Below are 23,450 nucleotides of genomic sequence, written 5' to 3' on the forward strand. Positions count from 1 at the left end.
CGGGCGATCGCGGCCAGGCCGGCGCCCCGCGCGGGCACGGGACCGCCGCCCCGTACCCGGCGGGAGGCCGCGACGTGGGAAGGAGCCGTTTCGTGCCGCGCATCCCCGATCACCGCGAGATCGCCGCGACCGCGGCCCGCGCGGCCACTTCGGTGCCCGGCGTCGCCGCGCTGACCTCCCGCCCGGCCGACCGGCTCCGGCCGCCCGCCGCGCCCGGGGTGCGGATCCAGTCGCGGGACGCCGCCACCCGCACCGACCTGGAGATCTCGCTCGCCGTCCGGATGGGCCATCCCGCGACGGCGGTCGCCCGGCAGGTCCGCGTCGCGGTGATCGAGTCGCTGCACGCCGACCACCCGAGGGTGTGGGCCACCGACGTCACCGTCTCCGTCACGGTGACGGCCATCGTCTGACCGTCCAGCCCTCGAACGGGGCCGCGTTCGCAGGTACGTTCTGGGCATGACGATGGGGGAACTGCTCGGCAGCGGCCGCACGGCGGACGTGTTCGCGCTCGACGGGGAGACCGGCGGGGAGTGGGTGCTGCGGCGCTACCGGGACGGCTGGGACGCCGCCGGGGAGGCCGTCGTGATGGGGTACGTGGCCGGCCACGGCTACCCGGTGCCGGAGGTGCGGATCGCGAAGACGGCGCCGTCGGACCTGGTGCTGCGGCGGCTGCACGGGCCCTCGATGCTGGGCGCGCTGCTCGACGGGGGAGTCACGGCCGCTGAGGGCGGCGCCGCGCTCGCCGGGCTGCTGCACGCGCTGCACGCGATTCCGGCACGGGTCTCGGGCGACCCGGAGCACCGGGTGCTGCACCTCGACCTGCACCCGGACAACGTGATGCTCACGGCGGACGGACCGATGGTGATCGACTGGCGGAACGCGGAGGAGGGGCCGCCCGGGCTCGACTGGGCGATGTCGGCGGTGATCCTGGGGCAGGTGGCGGTGGGCGGGGACGAGTTGGCGGCCCCGGCCACGGAATGCCTCGCGGCGCTCCTCGCGCACCGGGACCCCGGAGTCGACCTGGGCTCCGCCCAGACCGGGCCGCTTGCCGAGGCGGCGGCTCGGCGGGCGGTGAACCCGACGATGAGCCCGGCGGAGGTGGCCGCGTTGTCGGGCGCGGTCGCCCTGATCCTCGAACTCCTCGCTTCGAGCGCCGAACCCTGACCCGGCCCCTCGCCGTGGGAGCTTCCCCCGTCCCCCGGCTGCTGCGCCGTCGTCGCTTGTCGCGCAGTTCCCCGCGCCCCTAAGGGCGCCCGGGGGCCCGCAGGGCCCTCTAGGGGCGCGGGGAACTGCGCCACCAGCCAGTGCGGGCCCGCACACGCCAACGGTGGTTGCCCTTACGGCGGGTGGCGCCGGGGGAGCGGGGTTGTCTCGGGTGCGGGCCGCAGGCCGCTACGCTCGGCGGCATGAGCGATCAGCACCACGGGCGCCACAGCGGCCCGCACCAGCACTTCGAGACCCGGGCGATCCACGCCGGGCAGGCCGCGGACGCGCAGACCGGCGCCGTTGTCACGCCGATCTACCAGGTGTCCACGTACAAGCAGGACGGCGTCGGCGGCCTCCGCGGCGGCTACGAGTACAGCCGGTCCGCCAACCCGACCCGCACCGCGCTGGAGGAGAACCTCGCCGCGCTCGAAGGCGGCAGCAGGGGCCTGGCGTTCGCGTCCGGACTCGCCGCCGAGGACTGCCTGCTGCGTACGGCGCTGGCGCCCGGCGACCACGTGGTGATCCCCGACGACGCCTACGGCGGCACCTTCCGGCTGTTCGCGAAGGTCGTCGAGCGCTGGGGCGTCCGCTGGTCGGTCGCCGACACCTCCGACGTGCAGGCGGTACGGGACGCGATCCGGCCGGAGACCAAGCTGATCTGGGTGGAGACCCCGTCCAATCCGCTGCTCGGCATCACCGACATCGCCGCGCTCTCCGGGGTCGCCCGGCAGGCCGGGGTGCGGCTCGTGGTGGACAACACGTTCGCCAGCCCCTACCTCCAGCAGCCGCTGGCGCTCGGCGCGGACGTCGTCGTGCACTCCACGACCAAGTACATGGGCGGCCACTCCGACGTCGTCGGCGGCGCGCTGATCACCTCGGACGCGGCGCTCGGCGAGGAACTGGCGTACCACCAGAACGCGATGGGCGCGGTCGCCGGGCCGTTCGACGCGTGGCTGGTGATGCGCGGCATCAAGACGCTCGCGGTGCGGATGGACCGGCACAGCGCGAACGCCGCGCGGGTCGCCGAACTCCTGGTCGCGCACCCGAAGGTGACCCGGGTGTACTACCCGGGGCTGCCCGAGCACCCGGGCCACGAGGTGGCCGCCAAGCAGATGCGGGCGTTCGGCGGGATGGTGTCCTTCCAGGTCGCCGGCGGCGAGGACGCGGCGGTCGCGGTGTGCGACGCGGCCCGGCTGTTCACGCTCGGGGAGTCGCTCGGCGGCGTCGAGTCGCTGATCGAGCACCCGGGGCGGATGACGCACGCTTCGGTGGCCGGTTCCGCGCTGGAGGTCCCGGCGGACCTGGTGCGGTTGTCGGTCGGGATCGAGGCGGTCGACGACCTGCTGGAGGATCTGACGCAGGCGCTCGGCTGACGCGGCGGATCGGTGCGGGGCGGGCGGCGACGCCCGGCCGCCGCCCGGCCGGCCGCCCGCCCGCCCGGCCGCCCGCCCGCCCGGCTGTCCGCTCAGAGCGTCCAGCTGAACGGCCGTGCCGCCGGCACCGGGCCCAGGCTCACCGGCGACCACCAGCCGCCGTAACCGTCGTCGGACGGGGTCTGCGGTGTGTCGTGGTGCGGCCACATCATGACGGCGACGACGATCCCGGCGAGGACGGCCGCGGCGAGCAGCGCGAGCAGGACGTGGTGCGCGGCGCGCCGCCGCCGGACGATCCGCCGCCCCCGGACCACCGCCCGCAGCGGCAGGTCCGCCGGGACCATCGGATGCGGCGTGTCGAGAAGCCGCCGCACCTCGTCATCCCGCCGATTGGGCACGACGCTCATGGCTGCGCCTTCTTCACGGTGAGGCCGGACCCCGGCTGTGAGCCGGCGGGGCGCTTCACGGGAGCGTTCCCGCCGTCGGGGACGAGATCTCGACCGGGGGCGTTGTCAGGGCTTCTCTTTCGCGGGCCGCGAGGTCGCGGGATTCGCGGTCGCGGCGGCGGGCGTCGGCCAGGGTGCGGTCGCGTTCGCGGGCCCGGGCCTCGGCCACTGAGCGGGGCTGGGGCGGGGCGGGTGTGCCGTCCGCGGCGGGGGCGGGGGTGTCGTAGGGGCGGCTGCGGAGCGCGGCGGTCGCGCGGGCGCAGATCGCGCGGACCCGGTCGGCCGGGAGGCCGAGCTGCGCGGCGGTCTGCTCCTCGGCCACGCCCTCGAAGAACCGCATGGTGACGATCAGCCGCTCCCGGCTGCTGAGCCGGTCCAGCGGGCCGCCGCGCGGGTGTCGCCACCAGGGGCGGTAGGCGAACCGCCGGACGAGTTCGCAGCGCGCCTGGTCGTAGGGGTCCTCGGAGCGCAGCCGGAACCAGTCGGCGTAGGTGCGGGCGAGGGCCGCGGTCAGCAGCCGCTCGGCCTCCGCCGGGTTGCCGGTGAGCAGCGTCGCGGAGTGCAGCAGGCGTCCGGCAGCTCCCGCGGTGAACGCCGCGAATTCGGCGTCCCGTCGGGTATCCGCTGCCGCACGGCGCTTCCCCACGCGGCCATGGGACGGCAGCGGGGTGTTCCCGGTCAAGACCTGTGCCTGTTCCGGTCAGGCCCCTTGCGCGTCGCCCGCCGCGTCGTCGGCCGGGTCGCCGCCCTGCTCGGTCCGGTCCTCGGCCCGGCCGGGGCCGGTGTGCCAGGTGGAGAGCGCGGAGTTGAACCGTCCGAGCAGCTCGGTGAACAGCTCCCGCTCCTGCCCGGTCCAGTCCTCGGTGATCTGCGCCATCAGCTCGCGCCGCGAGTCCCGCACCTCGTCCAGCCGGCCGCGTCCGCGCGGGGAAAGGGCCAGGACGACGGCCCGGCCGTCCTCGGGGTGCGAGGTGCGTTTGACCAGGCCGGTGTCCACCAGCGGGGCGACCTGCCGGGTCACCGTCGACGAGTCGATGCCCATCGCCTCGGCGAGCGCCTTGACGCCCATCGGGCCTTCCCGGTCGAGCCGGTTGAGCAGCAGATAGGCGGCGCGGTCCATGGAGTTGCGCGCTCTGCCGACGCCGCCGAGCCGGGTCTGCTCCGCCCGGCGGGCGAAGAGGGCTACCTGGTGCTGGAGGCGCTCAAGGAGTTCGGCCGAGGTCTCCGTGGGGTTGGACATGACCTTGAAGCTCGCGTTCTGTCGGTCCTGCGAGAAGCGGGGGACGGGAAGGGTCTGTGCGGCGGTGAACGGAATGTGTTCGGTGGGGTACGGCGGGAAGTTGGGAGAAGAGTACGCGGACCCACGGGCCCCCGGACCCATCCAGAGCAAACCGCAACCCGCTTCTGACCGGGTCCTGACCATGAGGCGTCAGTGTTGTGCCCGCCCGGGCGGCCCGTGGCCGCGAAGCCGGGGGACTGCTGGGAGACTGAAGGCATGGACAGTCAGGCGCCCGTGCCCGCTCATCCGATCACCCTCGACGATGTCCGAGGCGCGCACAAGATGCTCTCCGGGGTGGCCCGGATGACCGCGATGGAGGGCTCCCGCCATCTGTCGTCGCTGGTCGGGGCACCTGTGCACCTCAAATGCGAGAACCTGCAACGCACGGGTTCCTTCAAGATCCGCGGCGCCTACGTCAGGATCGCCGGGCTGCGCCCCGAGGAGTGCGCGGCCGGCGTGGTGGCCGCCAGCGCCGGCAACCACGCGCAGGGCGTCGCGCTCGCCGCCTCGCTGCTCGGGGTGCGTTCGACGGTCTTCATGCCGGTGGGCGCGCCGCTGCCGAAGGTCGCCGCCACCATGGAGTACGGCGCCGAGGTGCGGATGCACGGCGCGGTGGTGGACGAGACGCTGCGGGCGGCTATCGAGTACGCGCAGAGCACCGGCGCGGTGATGATCCACCCGTTCGACCACGCCGACATCATCGCGGGCCAGGGCACGGTGGGCCTGGAGATCCTGGAGCAGTGCCCCGAGGTGCGCACGATCGTGTTCGGCGTCGGCGGCGGCGGTCTGGCCGCCGGGATCGCGGTCGCGGTCAAGGCGCTGCGGCCGGAGGTGCGGCTGGTCGGGGTGCAGGCGGCGGGCTCCGCCTCGTACCCGCCCTCGCTCGCGGCCGGCCGCCCGATGGCGCTCGACGACGTGGCCACCATGGCCGACGGCATCAAGGTGGGCAGGCCGGGCGACATACCGTTCGGGATCGTCCGCGACCTGGTGGACGACATCGTGACGGTCACCGAGGACCAGCTGTCGGCGGCCCTGCTGCTGTGCCTGGAGCGGGCCAAGCTGGTGGTGGAGCCGGCCGGCGCGGCCTCGGTGGCGGCGCTGATGGCGGCGCCCGAGTCGTTCGAGGGGCCGGTGGTGGCGCTGCTGTCCGGCGGGAACGTGGACCCGCTGCTGATGCAGCGCACCCTGCGGCACGGCATGTCGGCGGCCGGCCGGTACATGTCGCTGCGGCTGCGGATCACCGACCGGCCGGGCGCGCTGGCGACGCTTCTGGGGGTGTTGTCAGTGGTGGACGCTAACGTGCTCGACGTCAGCCATGTGCGGACCGATCCCCGGCTCGGGCTCACCGAGGCGGAGGTCGAACTGCACCTGGAAACCAAGGGACCCGAGCACCGGGCCGCGGTCGCCGCGGCACTGGAGGACGCCGGGTACCTGGTGATCGCCTGACCGGAGGTCGGGCGGACGGGGAATCCTGACGCGGCCTGGCAGCCACGGCAGTTGACGCGATATATCGTGTCTGGCATTCTCGCGGTGTATCGCGAGAAGCCGGTATTCCGTTCGCTCAGCACGGCCGTTCCCGCGATCATCGGCGACAGCGAAGGCACAGTACGACGCGCCGGCCGGAGACGGCCGGCAACGGACGGGAGCGAAGACATGCCGGGCGCCATCTACGCCGAGGGTCTGGTCAAGACCTTCGGCGATGTCAGGGCGTTGGGGGGAGTGGACCTCGACGTGCCGGAGGGCAGCGTCCTCGGGCTGCTCGGGCCCAACGGGGCGGGGAAGACCACCGCCGTACGGGTCCTGACCACCCTGCTCAAACCGGACAGCGGCAAGGCCGTCGTCGCGGGCATCGACGTACTCAAGCACCCCAACGAGGTCCGCAGGCACATCGGCCTGTCCGGCCAGTTCGCGGCGGTCGACGAATACCTGACCGGCCGGGAGAACCTCCAGATGGTCGGCCAGCTCTACCAGCTGAAGGGCAAGGCGGCCAAGGCCAGGGCGGAGGAGCTGCTGGAGCGGTTCAACCTCGCCGACGCCGCCGACCGCACCGCCAAGACCTACTCCGGCGGCATGCGCAGGCGCCTGGACCTGGCCGCCGCGCTGGTGGTCAGCCCGCCGGTGATGTTCATGGACGAGCCGACCACGGGCCTCGACCCGCGCAACCGGCAGCAGCTGTGGGACGTCATCAGGGAACTGGTCGCGGGCGGCACCACGCTGCTGCTCACCACCCAGTACCTGGAGGAGGCCGACAACCTGGCGCACGACATCTGCGTCATCGACCACGGCCTGGTCATCGCCCGCGGCACCTCCGACCAGCTCAAGGCGCAGACCGGCGGCGAGCGCGTCGAGGTGGTGGTGCACGAGCGGGACGAGATCGACACCGCCGCCCGGGTGCTGACCGCGCTCGGCAAGGGCGAGGCCACCGTCGAGCAGCACACCCGCAAGATCACCGTCCCGGTCACCGGCGGCGCCAAGCTGCTGGCCGAGGTGATCCGCGACCTGGACGCCCAGGGCGTCGAGATCGACGACATCGGCCTGCGCCGCCCCACCCTGGACGACGTGTTCATCTCGCTCACCGGCCACGCGGCCGAGCAGGAGCGAAGCACCGAAGAGGCCGGCCAGCCCGGCGACCCCGAGGCCGCAGAGGGCGGCGCCACGGTAGCGGGCAAGGAGGACGCCAAGTGACCGCCGACACCGGCATCGTGAGCCACACCACCGCGCCCAGCGGGTCCGGCGGCCTGGTCCAGTCCGCGCACGACTCGCTGGTGGTGGCCAAGCGCAACCTGCTGCGGATGATGCGCATCCCCGAAGTGATCATCTTCGGCCTGTTCCAGCCGATCATGTTCGTGGTGCTGTTCAGCTACGTCTTCGGCGGCTCGGTCAACATCGGCGGCTCCACCAGCGCGTCGGACTACCGCAACTTCCTGATGGCGGGCATCTTCGCGCAGACCGTCACCTTCGCCACCGCGGGCGCTGGCGCCGGCATCGCCGACGACATGCACAAGGGCCTGATCGACCGGTTCCGCTCGCTGCCGATGACCCGCGGCGCGGTGCTCACCGGCCGCACCCTTGCCGACCTGGTGCAGACCGTGCTGACCGTGGTCGTGCTGGCCTGCGTCGGCCTGCTGGTCGGCTGGCGGGTGCACCACGGCATCCCCAAGATGCTCGGCGGCTTCGCGCTGCTGCTCCTGCTGGGCTACGCGTTCTCCTGGATCGGCGCGCTGATCGGCCTGTCCGTGCGCAGCCCGGAGGCGGCCACCTCCGGCGGCCTGGTCTGGCTGTTCCCGGTCACGTTCGTGTCCAACGCGTTCGTCGGCACCAGCGGGATGACGCCGTGGCTGCGGCACATCGCGGAGTGGAACCCGTTCAGCGCCACCGTGCAGGCCTGCCGGGTGCTGTTCGGCAACCCGGGCGTGGTCGACTCCAGCGCCTGGCCGATGCAGCACCCGGTGTGGGCCTCGCTGATCTGGTCGGTGCTGATCATCGCGGTGTTCCGCACCTGGTCGGTCAGCAAGTACCGCTCGGTGACGGTGTAGGACGGGCACCGCGGCGCGGCACGCGCGGGTACGTGAGGGGCCCCGGCCGTCGCTGGACGACGACCGGGGCCCGTTCACATGTCAGCGGGTGCCACCTGCCGGCGGGCGTCCCCTGCCGGCGGGCGGCTCAGCCCTGGTACGGCTTGACGTCCAGGATCCGCACCGAGGCGTTCTTGCCGTTCGGCAGCTCGTAGGTCGCGTCGTCACCGGTCTTCTTGCCGGCCACCCCGCGGCCCAGCGGCGACTGCGGCGAGTACGTCTCCAGGTCGTCCGCGACGCCCTCGCGCGAGCCGAGCAGGAAGGTCGTCGTGTCGTCGGGGTCACCGTCGAACGCGATCGTGACGACCATGCCGGGCGCCACCACTCCGTCGTCCGCCGGGGCCTGGCCGACCTTGGCGGTCTCGAGGATCTGGTTGAGCTGGCGGATGCGCAGCTCCAGCTTGCCCTGGTCCTCACGCGCGGCGTGATATCCGGCGTTCTCCTTGAGATCGCCTTCCTGGCGGGCTTCCTCGATCTTGGCGACGATCTCGGCGCGCGCCGGACCAGACAGATCCTCCAGCTCTCCCTTGAGCTGGTCGTACGCCGCCTGGGTGAGCCAGGTGACGTTGTCGCTGGTCTGGGTCACAGGTGCTCCTCGTCGGTACTGTCTTGCCGTGTGCCCGTCCGGCGGAATACCCGCGGACGGTGCGCCCCCGCGGCCGGTACGGCCGCATACCCGTTGAGACATTGCATTGCCACCGGCTGCCGGGACGAAACCACGAGCCTAACAATTACCGGGCGGTGTGCGGTGCCTTCTGACAGCCGACCAGCTCACCGGTCTCGCCGCGGGCGGTGGTCCGCAGCGCCACCACGGTGTCCACCTGCCGCCCGTGCTCGCTCAGCCTGACGTCCTTGCGGCCGACCTCGTTGTGGTCGGAGTCCACCGAGCGGACCGTGCACACCGCCACGTCACCGGGCTTCTTGTGCACCTCCAGGTGGATCTGCACCTGCTGGTCGGAGACCACGTCGAAGGCCACCACCTGGGCGCTGACCTTGCTGGTGGTCAGCGAGGAGTAGCCGAACCAGCCGATGACGGCCAGCGCCACGGCGCCGACCGCGATGCCGGCGATCCGCAGCCGGCGGTCGGCGCGGGCGTCCGGGCCCGGGCCGTAGCGGCCCTCCGGCAGCTCCGGCGGCGACTGCGGCGCTCCGGCCTGTACTGCCGTCATGAGTCCTGCCTCCCGTACATCCACCGGCCGCCCGCGCGGTTCTGGTTCAGGGACCGAGGAATTATTCGCGCTCTCGCTCAGTCACTATAGGAGGCGCCCTCTCCGGTGGAAGACGAGGGGGCTCGGACTCCCCGCAGACCTTGAGGACCTTGAGGACCAGCCTTGACTGACCAGTTGCGACTGATGGCCGTACACGCCCACCCCGACGACGAGTCGAGCAAAGGCGCAGCCACCATGGCCAAGTACGTGGCCGACGGGGTGGACGTGCTGGTGGCGACCTGCACCGGGGGCGAGCGCGGCTCCGTGCTCAACCCCAAGCTCCAGGGCGATGCCTATATCGAGGAGCACATTCACGAGGTACGGGCCAAGGAGATGGACGAGGCCCGGCAGATCCTGGGCGTCAAGCAGTCCTGGCTCGGCTTCGTGGACTCCGGGCTGCCCGAGGGCGACCCGCTGCCGCCGCTGCCCGAGGGCTGCTTCGGACTCCAGGACGTCGACGCGGCGGCCGGCGCGCTGGTGAAGCTGATCCGGGAGTTCAAGCCGCAGGTGATCACCACCTACGACGAGAACGGCGGCTACCCGCACCCCGACCACATCATGACCCACAAGATCAGCGTGGTGGCGTTCGACGCCGCCGGCGACCCCGAGCGCTACCCGGAGGCCGGCGAGCCCTGGACGCCCAGCAAGCTCTACTACAACCAGGGCTTCAACCGGGCCCGCACCCTCGCGCTGCACGAGGCGCTGCTCTCCCGCGGCCTGGAGTCGCCGTACGGGGAGTGGCTCAAGCGCTGGGAGGAGATGGACCGCCCCGAGCGCAACCTGACCACCCACGTGCCGTGCGGCGAGTTCTTCGAGATCCGGGACAAGGCGCTGCTCGCGCACGCCACCCAGATCGACCCCGACGGCGGCTGGTTCCACATCCCGCTGGACCTCCAGCGGGAGATCTGGCCGACCGAGGACTACGAGCTCGCCAAGTCCCGGATCGACGTCTCGCTGCCGGAGGACGACCTCTTTGCGGGACTGCGGGGGGCTTAGGGGACAATGAGGGAGTGAAAACCTCCCAAGCCCTTGACCAGGTGGTTCCGCTCGCCGAGCTGAACAACGACAAGGTGACTCCGGGGCTGCTCGGATTCGTGATCTTCGCTGCCCTCGCCCTCGGACTGTGGCTGCTCATGAAGAACATGGGCAAGCAGATGAAGAAGATCGACTTCGAGGAGGCCCCGGGGGCACCGGCGAAGCCCAAGAGGGGTCTCGCCGCCCACCGGGCCGCGGCGGCCGAGCGTGCCGCAGCGGAGGCCGCGTCGGTGCCGGCCCCGAAGGCGTCGGCGGAATCCGGCACCCCGCCGACCGCCTGACGCGTGACCGTGCGCGCCGGCCTGAGGCGTGACCGTGCGCGCCCGCCTGACGCGTGACCTTGCGCGCCTGACCGCGCGTTCTCGACGCGGCGCCAGGCTCTCCCGCGCGCGGGCTCAGGCGCCCTGCGTGCGGTTCTGCAGCGCCGGGACCGCCATCACCATCCGCGACGAGCGGGACGGCGTCATGCCGAGCCGCCAGGCGTCCCAGCTGCCGCCGGGGCGTACGGTGCCGCGCTCCAGCAGCAGCGCGTAGGCCGCCGCGTACTCCTCCAGGTCCGGGTCCCGGCCCTCGTACCCGCCCTCGGCGCCGTACAGCGTGCGCAGGCCCTCCTTCGCCCGGTTCAGCGCGCCGCCGCCGGTCCCCTCGACGGGCAGCAGCGGCAGCACCGTGGCCCGCAGGAAGACCGCCCAGTCCTGGCCGCGCCGGTCGCCGAGCCCGGCGAAGAGGCCGTACGCCTCGTCCAGCGCCGTCACCGCCTCCGGCAGCCGGCTGTTGCCCGCGTCGATCACCGCGAGCTCCACGCACGACCACGCCTCGCCGTGCTCCACGCCGATCCGCCGGAAGTCCTGCCGGGCGTCCTGGAGCAGCTGCCGGGCGAAGCCGCTGTTGCGCAGGTTGCCGGTACGGGCCGCCCGCTGGTCGCGGGTGACCCGCGCGGAGTGGTGCCGGGCGCAGGCCAGCCCGTAGACGTCCCGCATCCGGGAGAACATGCTGCGGGACCGCTCCAGATTGCGCAGCGCCGCGTCCAGGTCGCCGGACTCCTCCTGCGCCTGCCCCAGGTAGTACAGGGTCCACGCCTCGCCGCGGGCGTCCTCGCAGGACCGGTGCCGCTGCACGGCCTCGTCCAGGTCCCGTACCGCCTCGCGCGCCTCGCCGCGCAGCAGCCGGGTCCTGGCCAGCTGGGTCGCCGTCCACGCGGTGCCGCGGGTGTCGCGGGCCAGCGCGTAGGACGTGTCAGCCGCCCGCAGCTCGGCCTCGCCGAGATCGGCCCGGCCCAGCCGCAGGTAGACCTGGCCGAGTTGCAGATGGGCCCACGCCTCGCCCTGCACGCTCTCGTTGACGCGGTGCAGTGCGAGCGACTCGTGCAGCAGCTCAAGGGCCCGGTCCAGCTGGCCCATGTCGCGCAGCACCGCCGCCAGCGCGTGCATCGTCCAGGCCCGGTCCTCGTCCAGCTCGGGCGCGGCCTGGATCTCCAGCGCCTCGCGCAGCTTGCTCTCGGCCTCCCGCAGGTTGCCCTGGTGGTGCAGGGTGATGCCGAGGCTGTCGAGCGCGCGGGCGGCGCCCGCCGGGTGCTGCGCCTCGAAGTACAGGTCCACCACCGAGGACAGCGTGGAGCGCGCCTTGTCCAGCTCGCCCAACTGCCGGGCCGCGATGCCGGTCCGCCACTGCACCGAGCGCACCAGCACAGAACGGTCCTCGTCGGGCCCGGACTTCTGCTGCCTGGCCTGCTGGGTCTGCGCCATCTCGCTGATCTCGCCCAGCCGGTAGAGGTCGCCGCGCAGCAGGCAGTAGTCGCACAGCGCGCCCAGCAGCGCCTGCACCGCGGCCCGGTCCACGCCCTCGGCGTTGCGCAGCGCGGCGGTGATGAAACTCGACTCCTCGTCCAGCCAGCGCAGCGCGAACTCCAGCGAGGAGAAGCCGTGCTGGCCGAACCGCCCGGCCCGGGTGGACGTCTTGCCCTCCACCAGCCTGACCACGGTGTTGGCCAGGTCGGCGTAGGAACGGATCAGCCGCTCGTGCGCGGCGGCCCGCTCCACCGGGTCCTCCTCGTCGAGCAGCCGCTCCCCGGCGAAGCCGCGGACCAGGTCGTGCGGCCGGTAGCGGGCACCGCGCACATGCTCGATCAGCCCTGCCCCGGCCAGCTCGCCGAGCCTGCGGGCCGCCTCCTGCTCGTCGGTGGCCAGCAGCGCCGCAGCGGCGGCGGCCCCGAAACTGGCGCGGCCGGCCAGCGCGAGCCGGCGCAGCAACCGGCGGTTGGGCTCCGGCTGGTCGTGGTAGCGCAGCGCCAGCACCCGGTCCACCGGGTCACGCGGGCCGAACACCTCGATGTCGGCGGCCAGTTGGCCCGCGTCATAGTGGTCGGGCAGCGCGCTGCCGACGATCCGCAGCGCGATCGGCAGCCCGGCGCACAGCTCGCGCAGCCGGTCCGCGTCGGCCGGGCGGGGCAGCGCGGCGCCGGTGGCTCCCGCGAGTTGGGCGAGCAGTTCGAAGGCGGCGGCGGGGTCGAGCGCCGGCACCTGGAGGCTGTGCACGGCCGCGCCCGGCAGATCGAGGTCGAACGGTTCGCGGCTGGTGACCAGCACCAGGCTCTCGGACCGCTCGGGCACCAGCGCCCTGATCTGGTCGGCGCCGGTGGCGTCGTTCAGCACGATCACCACCGGCAGGTCGGTCAGGTGCTGCTGGTACTGCTCGCTGAGCCGGCGCAGGTGCTGCTCCTGGTTCTGCCGCTCCCTGAACAGCAGTTGGTCGCGCGGCGCGCCGAGCCGGTTGAGCAGGTGCAGCAGCGCCTCCCGGGTGGCCAGCGGCGCCTGCGCGTCGCCCGCGCCGCGCAGGTCCACCACGCACGCGCCGCGGAACTGGTCCTTCAACTGCTGCGCCGCGTGCAGCGCCAGGGTGCTGCGGCCACTGCCGGCCTGGCCGTGCAGGATCACCACCGTGGGGCGTACCCCGGTGGACGCGCGGGCCTGGTGCACCCACTGCGCGATCCGGCCGACCTCGGCCCTGCGGCCGACGAACGGCTCCTCGGCGTCCGGCAGATGGCCGAACGACTGGTCGAGCAGGACGCGGGTGCGGGCCGCCGCGCTGCGGTCGCCGGTCCGTGGCTTCTGCTGCTGGCCGGGAATCCGCGGCACGCTCATCTTCCGCGGCTGCGGCTCCTGTTGGGGCTGCGGCTGTGCGGCCGGCCGCAGCGGCGACTGGCCCTCGACGAACGGCCGGACTCCTCTACGTTCCAGCGCCGCCAGCCACAGCAGCCGCAACTGCTCGGGCCCGCCGGGCAGTCCCTTCTCCCCGGTGCCCCTGCGGCCCCAGGCCGTCGCCACCGCCACCGCCGCCACCCCGGCGGCGCCGGCCGCGGCCCCCGTCAGCAGCGCCTCGCCCGCGGCGAGGCCGAAGCCCAGGTCGGCGCCGAAGGCCACCACCGCGGCCACCGCCGCGGCGAGTCCCGGCGACCGGGCGGCGGCCCCGCCGCGCTGCCCGCCGGCCTCCGCGGAGCGGGCCGCCGGGGCGCGCGCGGCCAGGGCCCGCCGGTAGGCGGCGTACTCCTCGGCCGCCGCTCCGGCGATCTCCTCGATCCGGTCCCGGCCCCGTTCGAGCAGCACATCGGAACCCGCCGCGCCGCCCTGCTCGGCCACCACCCGTTCCAGCACCCGTTCGGCGGCGGTCCGGTCAGTGGCCCGCAGCGCGATTCGTGATTCCGGCACATGCCCTCCCGGTGAACGCCGGACAACTCATGGGATGGAGTTCGTGCCCGCCCACGGCCCGCGTCAAGCGTCACGGACTGCTCTGATCGCGTCCCAACTCTGTCACCGGAAGGCGGATCAGGCGTCCGCGTCCCGCTGTTGGCGCGGCTGCCGCGCCCGGCCGCGCAGCCGGCCGAGCACCACGCCGCTGACCCGCCGGGCCTCCAGATAGCCCCAGTCACGGGAGTCGCTGCTCGTGGCCGGGTCGTCGCCGAGCAGCACGAGGCTTCCCTCCGGCACCAGGTCGCCCGGCCGGGCCGCCACGGCGGGCAGCACCCCGTCCGGTACCGGGTCGCCGCCGCGGGCCACGAGCCGTTTCACCACCAACGGCTGCCGGGGCGCGGGCACTTCGCCGCCCTCCCGGGGCGGCAGCCGGAACACCACCACCGCGCCGGTGCGCGGCCGGGCGGCCGGCGTGCGCAGGACGACCAGGCGCTGCCCCGGCGCGAAAGTGGGCGTCATGCTGGTGCCCTTGACCGTCACGACCAGCAGCAGCCGGCGGGCCGCGACCGCCGTGACGGCCGCCGCGGCGAGCACGCCGAGGCCGGCGGCGAACGGGCCGTTCACGACGTCTCCGGGGGATGGCGGGTTGCTCCCGGGTCCGGTTGGGCTGGGCCTGGTTGGGCTGCGTCCGGTTCGCCTTCGGGCGGTTGGGCTGGGCCTGGTTGGGCTGCGGCCGGTTCGGCTACGTCCGGTTCGGTCGTGCCGGCCAGGGCGCCCCCGGTGACGTGGCCGTCGAGCACCGGCACCGTGTACGTGCAGCGAGCCGCGATCGCCGGGTCGTGGGTGGCGATCAGCATCGTCGTACCGAAGTCGGCGTTCAGTTTGAGCAGCAGTTCGATGATGCCGGTTCCGGTGTCGGAGTCGAGATTGCCGGTGGGCTCGTCCGCGAGCAGCAGCCCCGGCTCGCCGATCAACGCCCGTGCGATGGCGACGCGTTGCTGCTGGCCGCCGGACAGCTGGGACGGCAGCGCGTCCTCGCGGCCCGCCAGGCCCACCGCGGCCAGCAGTTCGGTGGCCCTGGCCAGTCCGTCGGCGCGTTTGCGGTACGGCAGCAGCGGCGCGATGACGTTGTCCCGGGCGGTGAGCGCGGGCAGCAGGTGGAAGCGCTGGAAGACGAAGCCGATGGTGCGCCGGTAGCGGGACAGCGCGCCGCGGCCCGCCGAGGTGATCTCGGTGCCGGCGACGGTGATCGTGCCGGAGTCGGGGACGTCGATCGCGCCGATCAGGTGCAGCAGCGTCGACTTGCCGGAGCCGGACGGGCCGGTCAGCGCCACCGTGCCGCCCGCCGGGATGGTCAGATCCGCCTGGTGGACGGCGGTGATCCGGCCGCTGTCACCGCTGGGGAAGGTCTTGGTGAGGGCGGCGACGACGACGGTCGCGCCGCGCGCGCCCGCGGTGGTGCCGGGGCCGCCGCTCCCGGTGGTGCCGGTGCCGTGGGCGCTCCCGCTGTCAGCGCTCCCGGTGTCATCGGTGTTGCCCGTGCCGCCGGTGCCGCTGTCGGGCGGCGCATCATCGGTCGCCGCACGCGCGGGCCGCGTTCTGTGGAACACCGGGCTCTCCTTCACGGGGTCGTGGTCGCCGCCTTGGCGGACGTCGGCGGTCATCGGCCGGTTCATCAGTCGGTTCATCGGCCGGTCATTCGCCGGCCAGCAGCCGCGCGGTGGGCGCACGCCGCAGCGCGAGGGCCGGCAGCGCGGCGGAGATCAGCGTCACGGCCAGGGCCGCCGCGGCGACGCCGAGCGCGAGCAGCACCAGGCCGCCGGCCAGGCCGCCGGTGAACACCCGGATGCCCAGCAGCGCCACCCCGGCCCCGGCCAGCGCCCCGACCGTCGCCATCGCGGCCGCCTCGGTCAGCACCAGCCGCCCGATGGCCCGGTCGGGCCACCCGGTGGCGTGCAACAGGGCGTATTCGTCGGCCCGTTCGCGGATGCCGAGATAGAGGACGTCGGCGATGGTGGCCGCGCCCAGCAGCGCGGCGATCACCGCGGCGGCGTAGTCGCTGCCGCGCACCTGGAGCGAGACCGCGTCGCCGAGCAGCGTGCCGGTGACCGCGCCGTGGAAGGCGGCGGAGATGCCGGCCAGCGCGACCAGCGCGGTGACGCCGAGCGCGAGGGCGGCCACGCCGAGCAGCGCCCGGCCCGGCACCCGGCGCAGGTTGGCGAGGCCGAGGCCGGTGATCCCGGTGATCCGCGCGGGCCGGCGCGGCGCGCTGACCGCGGCGGCCACCGCCGTGCCCGGGTGCGAGCGCGCCGCCTGCCAGGCGGGCCGCAGCGCGGCGAGCGTCGCCAGCGCCAGCGCGGCCGGGATCGCCGACGCGGCTCTGCCGAGGCCGACATGGACGTTCATCAGCGCGCCGAGCGGGAGCGCGAGCGCCGCGCCCGCGACCCCGGCGGCGGCGCCGAGCGCCAGCACCTCGACCACGATGAGCGCGAAGAGCTTGCGGGCCGGCCAGCCGACGCAGGCCAGCACGGCGAGTTCGGTGCGCCGGGACCGAACGGCCGCGCCGGTGGCGCCGGCCACGAACAGCGCGCAGACCGCGAGCACCAGGACGAACAGGATCAGCGACTTGCGGTCGACCGCGGCCACCACCACGGCCGCGACCCCTTTCCTCGACCACATCTCGTCGAGCTGGAGGGCCGGACGGCCGTACTTCCCGGCCGGGTCGCCGACGGCGACCGGCTGCGGCGAGGAGCCCATGGTGATGTCGACGTCGAGGCCGGTGGCGTCGTGGACGCGCTGCGCGGCGAGCCGCGCCTTCTCCCGGGAGAGCGCGTCGTAGCCGAGCTTCCCGTCCAGCCGGACCCGGACGACGCTGATCGGCGCGGCCCGGTTGACGCCCTGCGCGGGGGTGGTGCCGCTGAACCGGTCGGGGTCGCTGAAGTACGGCAGCGCGTCCAGGGTGGTGATCATCGACGGCGGGACCGACAGCAGGTTGCCGATGTTGCCGTTGGGCAGCAGCGGTCTGCCGCCGAGTGCCTTGACCGAGGCGGGGTTCGCGCCGGTGGCCTGCGGCGAGAAGTACGTCTCCATCGGTACGGCGCCGAGGCCGGTGCCGGTCTCGCTGAGCTTGTCGGGGTCGAACTCGCCGACGAGGTTCATCCGCACGTCGGTGTCGGTCTTGAACCGCGGCGCGGGGTGGTTGACCAGGGTCCGCACCCCGGAGTCGAGCAGGTCTCCGGGGTCGGAAGTGGGGTCGGTGAGCCCGCGGTTGACGGGCACGGGTTCGGCGTCGAGGGCGGCGCCGTCGCCGCCGGCCCGGTAGCCGACCGGCAGCGAGGACAGGAACGAGTCGAAGACCGCGGGGGAGAAGGTCATGCTGTGCCGGTCACCGCGCAGGGTGCTCTTGATCGAGTCGAGCAGCGTCGCGTAGGCCCGCTGGGCGTCGATGGTGACGCTGCCGGCCGGGGTGCCGTGCTGCCCGGGCAGCGTCTTGTCGAGCGTGCCGAGGTCGGTGCCCTGGGCCACCTGCTCCGCTGAGGCGGCCGGCAGCCGGGTCATCTCGATCCTCAACTGCTCGCTCATCGGCGACTTGTCGGCCATCAGCACCGGGATGTCCTCCCAGCCGAGGGTGCTGCTCGGGTCGCCCGGCTGGCTGGTGGTGCCGAACTCCTCGTCCATGGTCCCGGACTTGGCCTGCGGGTGCTTTCCGGTGAGGTAACTGCCGTCGGTCACCGCCTTGTCGAGCCCGGCGAGCCGGGCCTCGGAGGCCGGGTCCACCGCCTCGATCAGGTAGGGGAACGACCAGCCGAAGGTCTGGGTGCCGGCGGCCTGGAACGGGCCGGTGGCCTTGGGGTTGACGGTGTCCGGTGCGTTGAAGGTGTTGTCCGGGTTGGTCGAGGCGCAGGACACGTAGGCCATCGGCGGTACGAGTGCGCCGGTCTGCGGGTCCTGGCTCTGGGTGACCGGGGTGCACACCTCGCGGCTCGTGCCGTCCGCGCCGACCTCGTCGGAGAGCTGCGCGCCCTTCTCGGCGTGCAGCGGCCGGTCGGACACGTACAGGTACTGCTCGTTGGCCGGTATCCGGGTGAGGCCGTTCTCCGAGACGTGGACGGGTGTCAGCCGCAGCAACTGCTGTGCTGCGCCCGGCTGGAGGCCCTTGGAGACGTCGACGGGCAGTTGCAGCATGGGCAGCGAGTAGCCGACGACGGCGACCGGCGCGGCCACGTCCACCCCGGGCAGCGACTGGATCTTCTTCCACTGCGCCTGGGTGATCCCGCCGGTCAGCCCGCTCAGCGCGGTGGACGCGACCAGTCCGCCGCTGGTTTCCAGCCGGCTGCGGGCGCCGGCCGGGCGCACCAACAGGTCGTACGCGCCACGGCTGTTGGCCTTGACGGTGCCGGTCAGATCGACGCGCTGGGTGTCGGCGGTCCCGGTCAGCACGGAGAACGACGTCACCGCGACCAGCAGCGCGCACACCAGCGCCACCGCCCGCCCGCCGCGGAACCGCAGCTGCGCCAGCACCATCCGGAACACGACCAGACCACCCCCGTCATCGCCGAGTTGCGTCTCGCTGGCGGATTTTTCCCGTCTGTTGAGATGAAGTTGCAGCGCGGCGCCTCCGTGACCCTGCCAGCCCGGCTGTGCGACGTCAACGCTCGGGAGCGGAAGGCTCTCTCTCAGTTAGAAATAATCCAGCAACGCGCTTGAATTTTGCGCACTGGAAGTGAAGTCTTGCGCTCAACGTCGGGCAAGCCGACATCGCCTGACGTGAATTCCGAAACTGGTCATCGGCAAGAAGGAGGATCTCTGGTGATCGCTCTGCTTGAGCGCTTCGGAGAGCGCGTACTGAACTCCGTGGTTCCCCAGGAGGAGGCCGTCGCCTGCGGCATCACCTACACGCCGGCACCGGCGAAGTACGGGCCGTACTACTACAACGCGTACGACCCCTGCCACAACCCGCCGCGGGGCTGCGCCTGGGACTGCCGGTGCAGTGCAGGCATCCAGACCGTCTGGGGCTCGTACTGCAAGTGAGCATCTGACCTGGTCCGATGTGAACTGACAGGTGCGTGGGGGCGATTGGAGCTCGCCCCCACGCGCCACCAGTATCGCATCGGAACAGCCACGGCCGGGTCGGTGCCGATCCGGCGGGTTCGCTGTGCCCTGAATTCCTCACCGACGCCCGAACGAAGAATTCGTGCTGCCCTCCTGCCGGATTGTCCCGGCCTTTCCGCTGCCCCTCGTCGCGGCGGTTCGGGTTATCCGGCCGGTGCCGGTGGTTTCCGGTTGTTCCGGCCGTTCGGGCTGTTCCGCGTTCCCGGCAGAGAGCGGTATTCCCATGATTGTGCTGTCAGTCGCGGTGGTGGTTCTCGCCGCCATCGTCGTGTTGAACCTCGCGGTGACGGTCGCCGTGATCCGCCGTCTGCGCGAGCAGCGGAACCTGTCCCCGGACGCGGCCGGCGATGACGCGGCGATGGCGGGCGGCCCCGACATCGGCGCGCCCGTACCGGACTTCACCGCGACGACCGACCAGGGCACGCCGATGAGCCGGGCCGACCTGCCCGACCGCACGCTGATCGGCTTCTTCTCCACCTCGTGCTCGGCCTGCACGGAGGACGCACCGCGGTTCGCCGCGGCCGCCCAGGCCCTGGCGGAGAACGGGGTCGCGGCGCTGAGCGTCGTCCAGCGGAAGCGCGGCGATGACACCGAGGAGCTGGTGTCGGCGCTGGCGCCGGGCGGACCCGTGGTGGTCGAGCCGGCGCCCGGGCCGGTGCTGCGGGGGTGGCGGGTCTCCACCACGCCCGCGTACTTCCTGGTCGGGCCGGCGGGCGTGGTCGAGGGCAAGAGCGTGGTGCTGGCGGACGTCACCGGGCCGGTCGCGGAAACCAGCGCGCCGCCCGCAGCGGTCGGCGCCCATGCGGGCCACGACGGTCGTGACTGACCGACCGCCCGGCGCCCGCGGCCCGGTCCCTGGCGGCGCCGACGCCGGCTCCGGCGCCCGCGGCCCGGGCCCGGTCCCTGACGAACCCGGCCCGGTCCCGGACGCCGCCGCGGACGGCCCCGGCACCGTCCGGGAGCCCCGGTGGCGCCCGGGGTCGGGGACCCGCACCCTCGGCCAGGCCGTCGCCATCTACTTCCGCGCCGCCCCCGCGCACGCGGCCCTGCGCCTCGTGCTCGCGGTGGCCACCGGCGCGGCGCCGGTCGCCGTCGCCTGGCTGACCAAGCTGCTCATCGACGACCTCACCGCGCACCACACCGGCCGGGTCGGGCCGCTGGCCCTCGCGGTGGCCGCGACGGGCGCGGTCGCCGCCGCCATACAGCACCTCAACAACTACATCGAGCGGGAGATCGACCGCCGGGTCACGCTCTTCACCCAGGACCGGCTGTTCCGGGCCGTGGTGGCCCAGCGCGGTCTGACCGAACTGGAGGATCCCGGCTACCACGACCGGCTGCAACTGGCGCAGCACGCGAGCGACAACGGCCCGCAGGTCCTGACGTCGGCCGGACTGTCCGTCATTCAGGCGTCGTTGACCGTCGGCGGCTTCCTCGCCAGCCTGCTCGCGCTGACACCGCTGGTCACCGGCCTCGTGCTGCTGTCCGTGCTGCCGACGGCCGTGGCGCAGACCTGGCTGGCCAGGCGGCGCGGCCGGACCGCGCTGGCCATGGCGCCGAAGATCCGCCGCCAGGTCTTCTACAGCCTGCTGCTGACCGATCTGCGGGCGGCCAAGGAGATCCGGCTCTTCGCCCTCGGCGACCACTTCCGCACCCGGATGCTCGGTGAGCTGCGTGCCTCGCAGGCAGGCGAACGGCAGCTGGACCGGGCCACGTTCGGCACCGACGGCGCGCTGTCGCTGCTCACCGCCGCGATCTCCGCCGTCGCGCTCTACAGCGGGACGCTGCGGATCGCGGGCGGCCACGGCCAGGTCGGCGACCTGGCCGTACTGATCGCCGCGCTCGGCGGTGTGCAGGCCACGCTGGCCGGCATCATCGGCCAACTCGCCCAGAGCGGCCAGGTGGTGGTGCTGTTCCGGTTCTACACCGACATCGTCGGGGCCGCCGCCCGGCAGGCGCGGGCCGCCCGGGCGGCGGGCCACGACGGGCTGCCGGTAAGGGCGTTGGGCCAGGGCATCCGCTTCGAAGGCGTGTGGTTCCGCTACCACCGCTCCGCCGACTGGGTGCTCGCCGACGTCGACCTGACCGTGGAGGCGGGCCGCTCGCTCGCCCTGGTCGGGCTGAACGGGGCCGGCAAGTCCACCCTGGTCAAGCTGCTGTGCCGGCTCTACGAGCCGACCCGCGGCCGCATCACCTGGGACGGTACGGACATCCGCGAGCTGGACGTGGCGCAGCTGCGCCGCCGGGTGGGCGCGGTCTTCCAGGACTTCATGTGCTACGACCTGTCCGCGCACGACAACATCGCGCTCGGCGACCTCGACCGGGCAGCCGGGCCCGGCGCCGTCCAGGAGGCGGCCCGCGGCTCGGGCATCCACGACTACCTGGCGAAGCTGCCGTCCGGCTACGACACCATGCTCAGCCGGGTGTTCGCCGGTCCTGACGAGCCGCGGCGCGACGGTGCCGCGGACCCGGCGCCGGGCGAGCCGGCCGCGCCGGCGGCCGACCCGCACGCCGGGGTGGTGCTGTCCGGCGGGCAGTGGCAGCGGATCGCGATGGCCCGCGCGCTGCTGCGGCCGGACGCGGATCTGCTGATCCTGGACGAGCCGTCCTCCGGCCTGGACGCCGAGGCGGAGGCCGCGCTGCACGCCCGGCTGCACCAACTCCGGGCCGGACGGGCCACGTTGCTGATCAGCCACCGGCTCGGCGCGGTGCGCGACGCGGACCGGATCGTCGTACTCGAAGGCGGCCGGATCACCGAATCCGGCAGCCACGACACGCTGTTCGCCCAGGACGGCACCTACGCCCGGCTGTTCCGGCTCCAGGCGGCGGGCTACCAGCTCGTCTCGCACGGCGGTTACGAGGAGGCAACGTGATCTGGATCGAGGTCGAGGCGCGGCTCGTGCTGGCCGGCGTGTTCGCCGTGTCGGCGGCGTCGAAACTCCGCTCGGCGCGGGCGTTCGCGTCCTTCGAGGAGGCCGTGGCCCGGCTCGGCGGCGTGCCGGGCCGCGTACTGCGCCCGGTGTCCGCCGGGTTGGCGGGGGCGGAGGCGCTGCTCGCGGTCGCCGTGCTGGTGCCGGCGACCGCTTTTGCGGCGGTGCTGCTCTCCGCGGTGATGCTGCTGACGTTCAGCGCCGCCCTGGCGAGGGCGCTCCGCGCGGGGGAACCGGTGCGGTGCAACTGCTTCGGACCCTCCCAACGCCCGGTGAGCGCAGCCCAGTTGACCCGCAACGGCCTGCTGATCGCGTTGGCGGCCGCCGCGTTGACGACGTGGCCGTCCGAGACGTCCACCCCCGCCGACGTGGGCCCGGCCCCGCTCCTGATCTGCCTGCTGGTGGCCGTGGTCACCACGGGAGCGATCACCCTCTGGGACGACCTGGCCGACCTCTTCGCCGTCCAACCCGCCCCGCGCCGGGGCCGTTAAGACCGCTTCACGATCATCTTGCCGGTGTTCCCGCCGCGCAGCATGGACACGAACGCGTCCACGATCCGGTCGAAGCCCACCACGACCGTCTCGTCCAGGGCGAGCCGGCCGCTGAGCAGATGCGGCACGGCGAAGTCGTACAACTCCTGCTGCACGTCCCGGTAGTCGCGCACCAGGAAGCCCTGCACGCGCAGGCTCTTCTCCACGACGTCGGCGTGGTCGAACCGCACCGGCGGCGCGTCCGGGGTGTTGTACTGCCCGACGGTGCCGACCCGCACCACCCGGCCGCGCTCGCGCAGCGCGCCGATCGCCGCGCCCAGGTGCTCGCCGCCGACGTTGTCGACGAAGACGTCGATGCCGTCCGGCGCCGCCTTGGCGAGGAGATCGGCGACCGGCCCGGCGTGGTAGTCGAACGCCTCGTCGTAGCCGACCTGTTGCTCCAGATAAGCCACCTTCGCGGCGCTGCCCGCGCTGCCGACCAGCCGTCCGGCGCCCATCAACCGGGCGAACCGCCCGGTCGCCGTACCGACCCCGCCGGCCGCCGCGGAGACGAACACATCCTCGCCCTCCCGGAGTTGGGCGATCCTCGTCAGGCCGACGTACGCGGTCAGGCCGGTGCCGCCGAGGATGCCCAGATGCGCCGACAGCGGCACACCCTCGTGGCGGGGGAGCAGCCTGGCCTCGTCGGGGCGTACGACGGAGTGGGTGCGCCAGCCGTGCCGGTGGAAGACCAACTCCCCCTCGGGGAGGGCCCCGGCGCGCGACGCGACCACCCGGCCGAGCGCGCGGCCCTCCAGCGGGGAGTCCAGCGCGAAGTCGCCGTCCATCATCTCGCGGTGGTACGGGTCGACGGACCAGTAGAGGTTCTCCACGAGCGCGCTGCCCGCGGCGGGTTCGGGCACCGGCGACCGTACGAAGCGGAAGTGCTCCGGAGCGGGGAAGCGGGTCGGGCGGGCGATCTGGTGCACGGTGAGCGCGGTGCCGGTGCCGGGCGATGAGGTCATGGGAGGTGACCGTAGGCAGGAACGGGGCGGCCGGGCAGGGCGCGGCGCTCATGGAACAATGCTTTCCATGAAGCGTCCTCATATCCGCAGGCCCGGGCCCGGGCGCGG

The 23,450-nt window shown here is 73.4% G+C and carries 21 protein-coding genes and 1 pseudogene; 12 read left to right on the forward strand and 10 right to left on the reverse strand.

The features are described 5' to 3' along the window. Nucleotides 1–92 precede the first annotated feature (92 nt). The 3 genes from ACQPW6_RS25740 to ACQPW6_RS25750 all read left to right on the forward strand — a co-directional run bounded on the left by ACQPW6_RS25740 (nt 93) and on the right by ACQPW6_RS25750 (nt 2,579). A complete protein-coding gene (locus ACQPW6_RS25740) occupies nt 93–410 on the forward strand; it encodes a hypothetical protein (RefSeq protein ID WP_433892047.1) in 318 nt (105 codons plus the stop codon). Nucleotides 411–456: 46 nt separating this feature from the next. Continuing rightward, entirely contained in the window at nt 457–1,164 is a 708-nt protein-coding gene (locus ACQPW6_RS25745) for a phosphotransferase (RefSeq protein ID WP_433892048.1), read from the forward strand. Nucleotides 1,165–1,406: 242 nt separating this feature from the next. Continuing rightward, a complete protein-coding gene (locus tag ACQPW6_RS25750) occupies nt 1,407–2,579 on the forward strand; it encodes a cystathionine gamma-synthase (RefSeq protein ID WP_433892049.1) in 1,173 nt (390 codons plus the stop codon). Between the two features lie 92 nt (nt 2,580–2,671). On the opposite strand, the gene ACQPW6_RS25755 is transcribed toward ACQPW6_RS25750, so the two are convergent. From ACQPW6_RS25755 to ACQPW6_RS25765, 3 genes and pseudogenes are all read right to left on the reverse strand, one after another. Then, nucleotides 2,672–2,986: a hypothetical protein gene (locus tag ACQPW6_RS25755; RefSeq protein ID WP_433892050.1), complete on the reverse strand. Its 315-nt coding sequence runs from the start codon at nt 2,984–2,986 to the stop codon at nt 2,672–2,674. 235 nt (nt 2,987–3,221) lie between these two features. Beyond that, nucleotides 3,222–3,671, reverse strand: a pseudogene (locus ACQPW6_RS25760) (sigma factor-like helix-turn-helix DNA-binding protein); the annotation flags it as partial. A 54-nt stretch (nt 3,672–3,725) separates the two neighbouring features. Beyond that, complete coding sequence (locus tag ACQPW6_RS25765; protein WP_433892051.1) at nt 3,726–4,265, reverse strand: MarR family winged helix-turn-helix transcriptional regulator; 540 nt, start codon at nt 4,263–4,265, stop codon at nt 3,726–3,728. 255 nt (nt 4,266–4,520) lie between these two features. On the opposite strand from ACQPW6_RS25765, the gene ilvA reads away from it, so the two are divergent. The 3 genes from ilvA (at nt 4,521) to ACQPW6_RS25780 (ending at nt 7,840) form a co-directional block, all read left to right on the forward strand. After that, the gene (ilvA, locus tag ACQPW6_RS25770) at nt 4,521–5,750 is read left to right on the forward strand and encodes a threonine ammonia-lyase (RefSeq protein WP_433892052.1); all 1,230 of its coding nucleotides are present in this window, start codon (nt 4,521–4,523) and stop codon (nt 5,748–5,750) included. A 207-nt stretch (nt 5,751–5,957) separates the two neighbouring features. Continuing rightward, the gene (locus ACQPW6_RS25775) at nt 5,958–6,989 is read left to right on the forward strand and encodes an ATP-binding cassette domain-containing protein (protein WP_433892053.1); all 1,032 of its coding nucleotides are present in this window, start codon (nt 5,958–5,960) and stop codon (nt 6,987–6,989) included. After that, a complete protein-coding gene (locus ACQPW6_RS25780) occupies nt 6,986–7,840 on the forward strand; it encodes an ABC transporter permease (RefSeq protein ID WP_433892054.1) in 855 nt (284 codons plus the stop codon). The genes ACQPW6_RS25775 and ACQPW6_RS25780 overlap by 4 nt, the downstream gene beginning before the upstream one ends. A gap of 127 nt (nt 7,841–7,967) precedes the next feature. Here ACQPW6_RS25780 and greA read toward each other — a convergent pair whose 3' ends face one another. Beyond that, complete coding sequence (gene greA, locus ACQPW6_RS25785; protein ID WP_433892055.1) at nt 7,968–8,465, reverse strand: transcription elongation factor GreA; 498 nt, start codon at nt 8,463–8,465, stop codon at nt 7,968–7,970. Between the two features lie 145 nt (nt 8,466–8,610). Beyond that, a complete protein-coding gene (locus ACQPW6_RS25790) occupies nt 8,611–9,048 on the reverse strand; it encodes a DUF4307 domain-containing protein (protein ID WP_433892056.1) in 438 nt (145 codons plus the stop codon). Between the two features lie 162 nt (nt 9,049–9,210). On the opposite strand from ACQPW6_RS25790, the gene mca reads away from it, so the two are divergent. Together mca and ACQPW6_RS25800 are read left to right on the forward strand one after the other, a co-directional pair. Then, complete coding sequence (mca, locus tag ACQPW6_RS25795) at nt 9,211–10,083, forward strand: mycothiol conjugate amidase Mca (RefSeq protein WP_433892057.1); 873 nt, start codon at nt 9,211–9,213, stop codon at nt 10,081–10,083. Nucleotides 10,084–10,097: 14 nt separating this feature from the next. Beyond that, entirely contained in the window at nt 10,098–10,403 is a 306-nt protein-coding gene (locus tag ACQPW6_RS25800) for a hypothetical protein (protein ID WP_433892058.1), read from the forward strand. 114 nt (nt 10,404–10,517) lie between these two features. On the opposite strand, the gene ACQPW6_RS25805 is transcribed toward ACQPW6_RS25800, so the two are convergent. The 4 genes from ACQPW6_RS25805 to ACQPW6_RS25820 form a co-directional block, all read right to left on the reverse strand. Next, nucleotides 10,518–13,826: a tetratricopeptide repeat protein gene (locus ACQPW6_RS25805; RefSeq protein WP_433892059.1), complete on the reverse strand. Its 3,309-nt coding sequence runs from the start codon at nt 13,824–13,826 to the stop codon at nt 10,518–10,520. Between the two features lie 117 nt (nt 13,827–13,943). Further along, nucleotides 13,944–14,432 (reverse strand): S26 family signal peptidase, encoded by a 489-nt coding sequence (locus ACQPW6_RS25810; protein WP_433892060.1) that lies wholly within the window; start codon nt 14,430–14,432, stop codon nt 13,944–13,946. Further along, nucleotides 14,429–15,496 carry an ABC transporter ATP-binding protein gene (locus tag ACQPW6_RS25815; RefSeq protein ID WP_433892061.1) on the reverse strand — a complete coding sequence of 356 codons (1,068 nt, stop codon included), beginning with the start codon at nt 15,494–15,496 and terminating at the stop codon, nt 14,429–14,431. Before ACQPW6_RS25815 ends, ACQPW6_RS25810 begins: the two co-directional genes overlap by 4 nt. 7 nt (nt 15,497–15,503) lie before the next feature. Next, the gene (locus ACQPW6_RS25820) at nt 15,504–18,332 is read right to left on the reverse strand and encodes an FtsX-like permease family protein (protein ID WP_433894657.1); all 2,829 of its coding nucleotides are present in this window, start codon (nt 18,330–18,332) and stop codon (nt 15,504–15,506) included. Nucleotides 18,333–18,617: 285 nt separating this feature from the next. On the opposite strand from ACQPW6_RS25820, the gene ACQPW6_RS25825 reads away from it, so the two are divergent. From ACQPW6_RS25825 to ACQPW6_RS25840, 4 genes are all read left to right on the forward strand, one after another. Further along, the gene (locus ACQPW6_RS25825; protein ID WP_433892062.1) at nt 18,618–18,839 is read left to right on the forward strand and encodes a hypothetical protein; all 222 of its coding nucleotides are present in this window, start codon (nt 18,618–18,620) and stop codon (nt 18,837–18,839) included. Between the two features lie 304 nt (nt 18,840–19,143). Continuing rightward, nucleotides 19,144–19,746, forward strand: a complete 603-nt coding sequence (locus ACQPW6_RS25830) for a TlpA family protein disulfide reductase (protein WP_433892063.1) — start codon at nt 19,144–19,146, stop codon at nt 19,744–19,746. Further along, nucleotides 19,739–21,790 carry an ABC transporter ATP-binding protein gene (locus tag ACQPW6_RS25835; RefSeq protein ID WP_433892064.1) on the forward strand — a complete coding sequence of 684 codons (2,052 nt, stop codon included), beginning with the start codon at nt 19,739–19,741 and terminating at the stop codon, nt 21,788–21,790. Before ACQPW6_RS25830 ends, ACQPW6_RS25835 begins: the two co-directional genes overlap by 8 nt. Beyond that, complete coding sequence (locus tag ACQPW6_RS25840) at nt 21,787–22,338, forward strand: MauE/DoxX family redox-associated membrane protein (RefSeq protein ID WP_433892065.1); 552 nt, start codon at nt 21,787–21,789, stop codon at nt 22,336–22,338. The genes ACQPW6_RS25835 and ACQPW6_RS25840 overlap by 4 nt, the downstream gene beginning before the upstream one ends. Here the strand turns inward: ACQPW6_RS25840 and ACQPW6_RS25845 are convergent. Continuing rightward, on the reverse strand, nt 22,335–23,342 hold the full coding sequence (locus ACQPW6_RS25845) for an NADP-dependent oxidoreductase (RefSeq protein WP_433892066.1): 1,008 nt from the start codon (nt 23,340–23,342) through the stop codon (nt 22,335–22,337). The two genes, ACQPW6_RS25840 and ACQPW6_RS25845, sit on opposite strands and share 4 nt — an antisense overlap. Nucleotides 23,343–23,450: the final 108 nt, after the last annotated feature.

The organism is Streptomyces sp. CA-111067, from assembly GCF_050956065.1.
Taxonomy (GTDB): domain Bacteria; phylum Actinomycetota; class Actinomycetes; order Streptomycetales; family Streptomycetaceae; genus Actinacidiphila.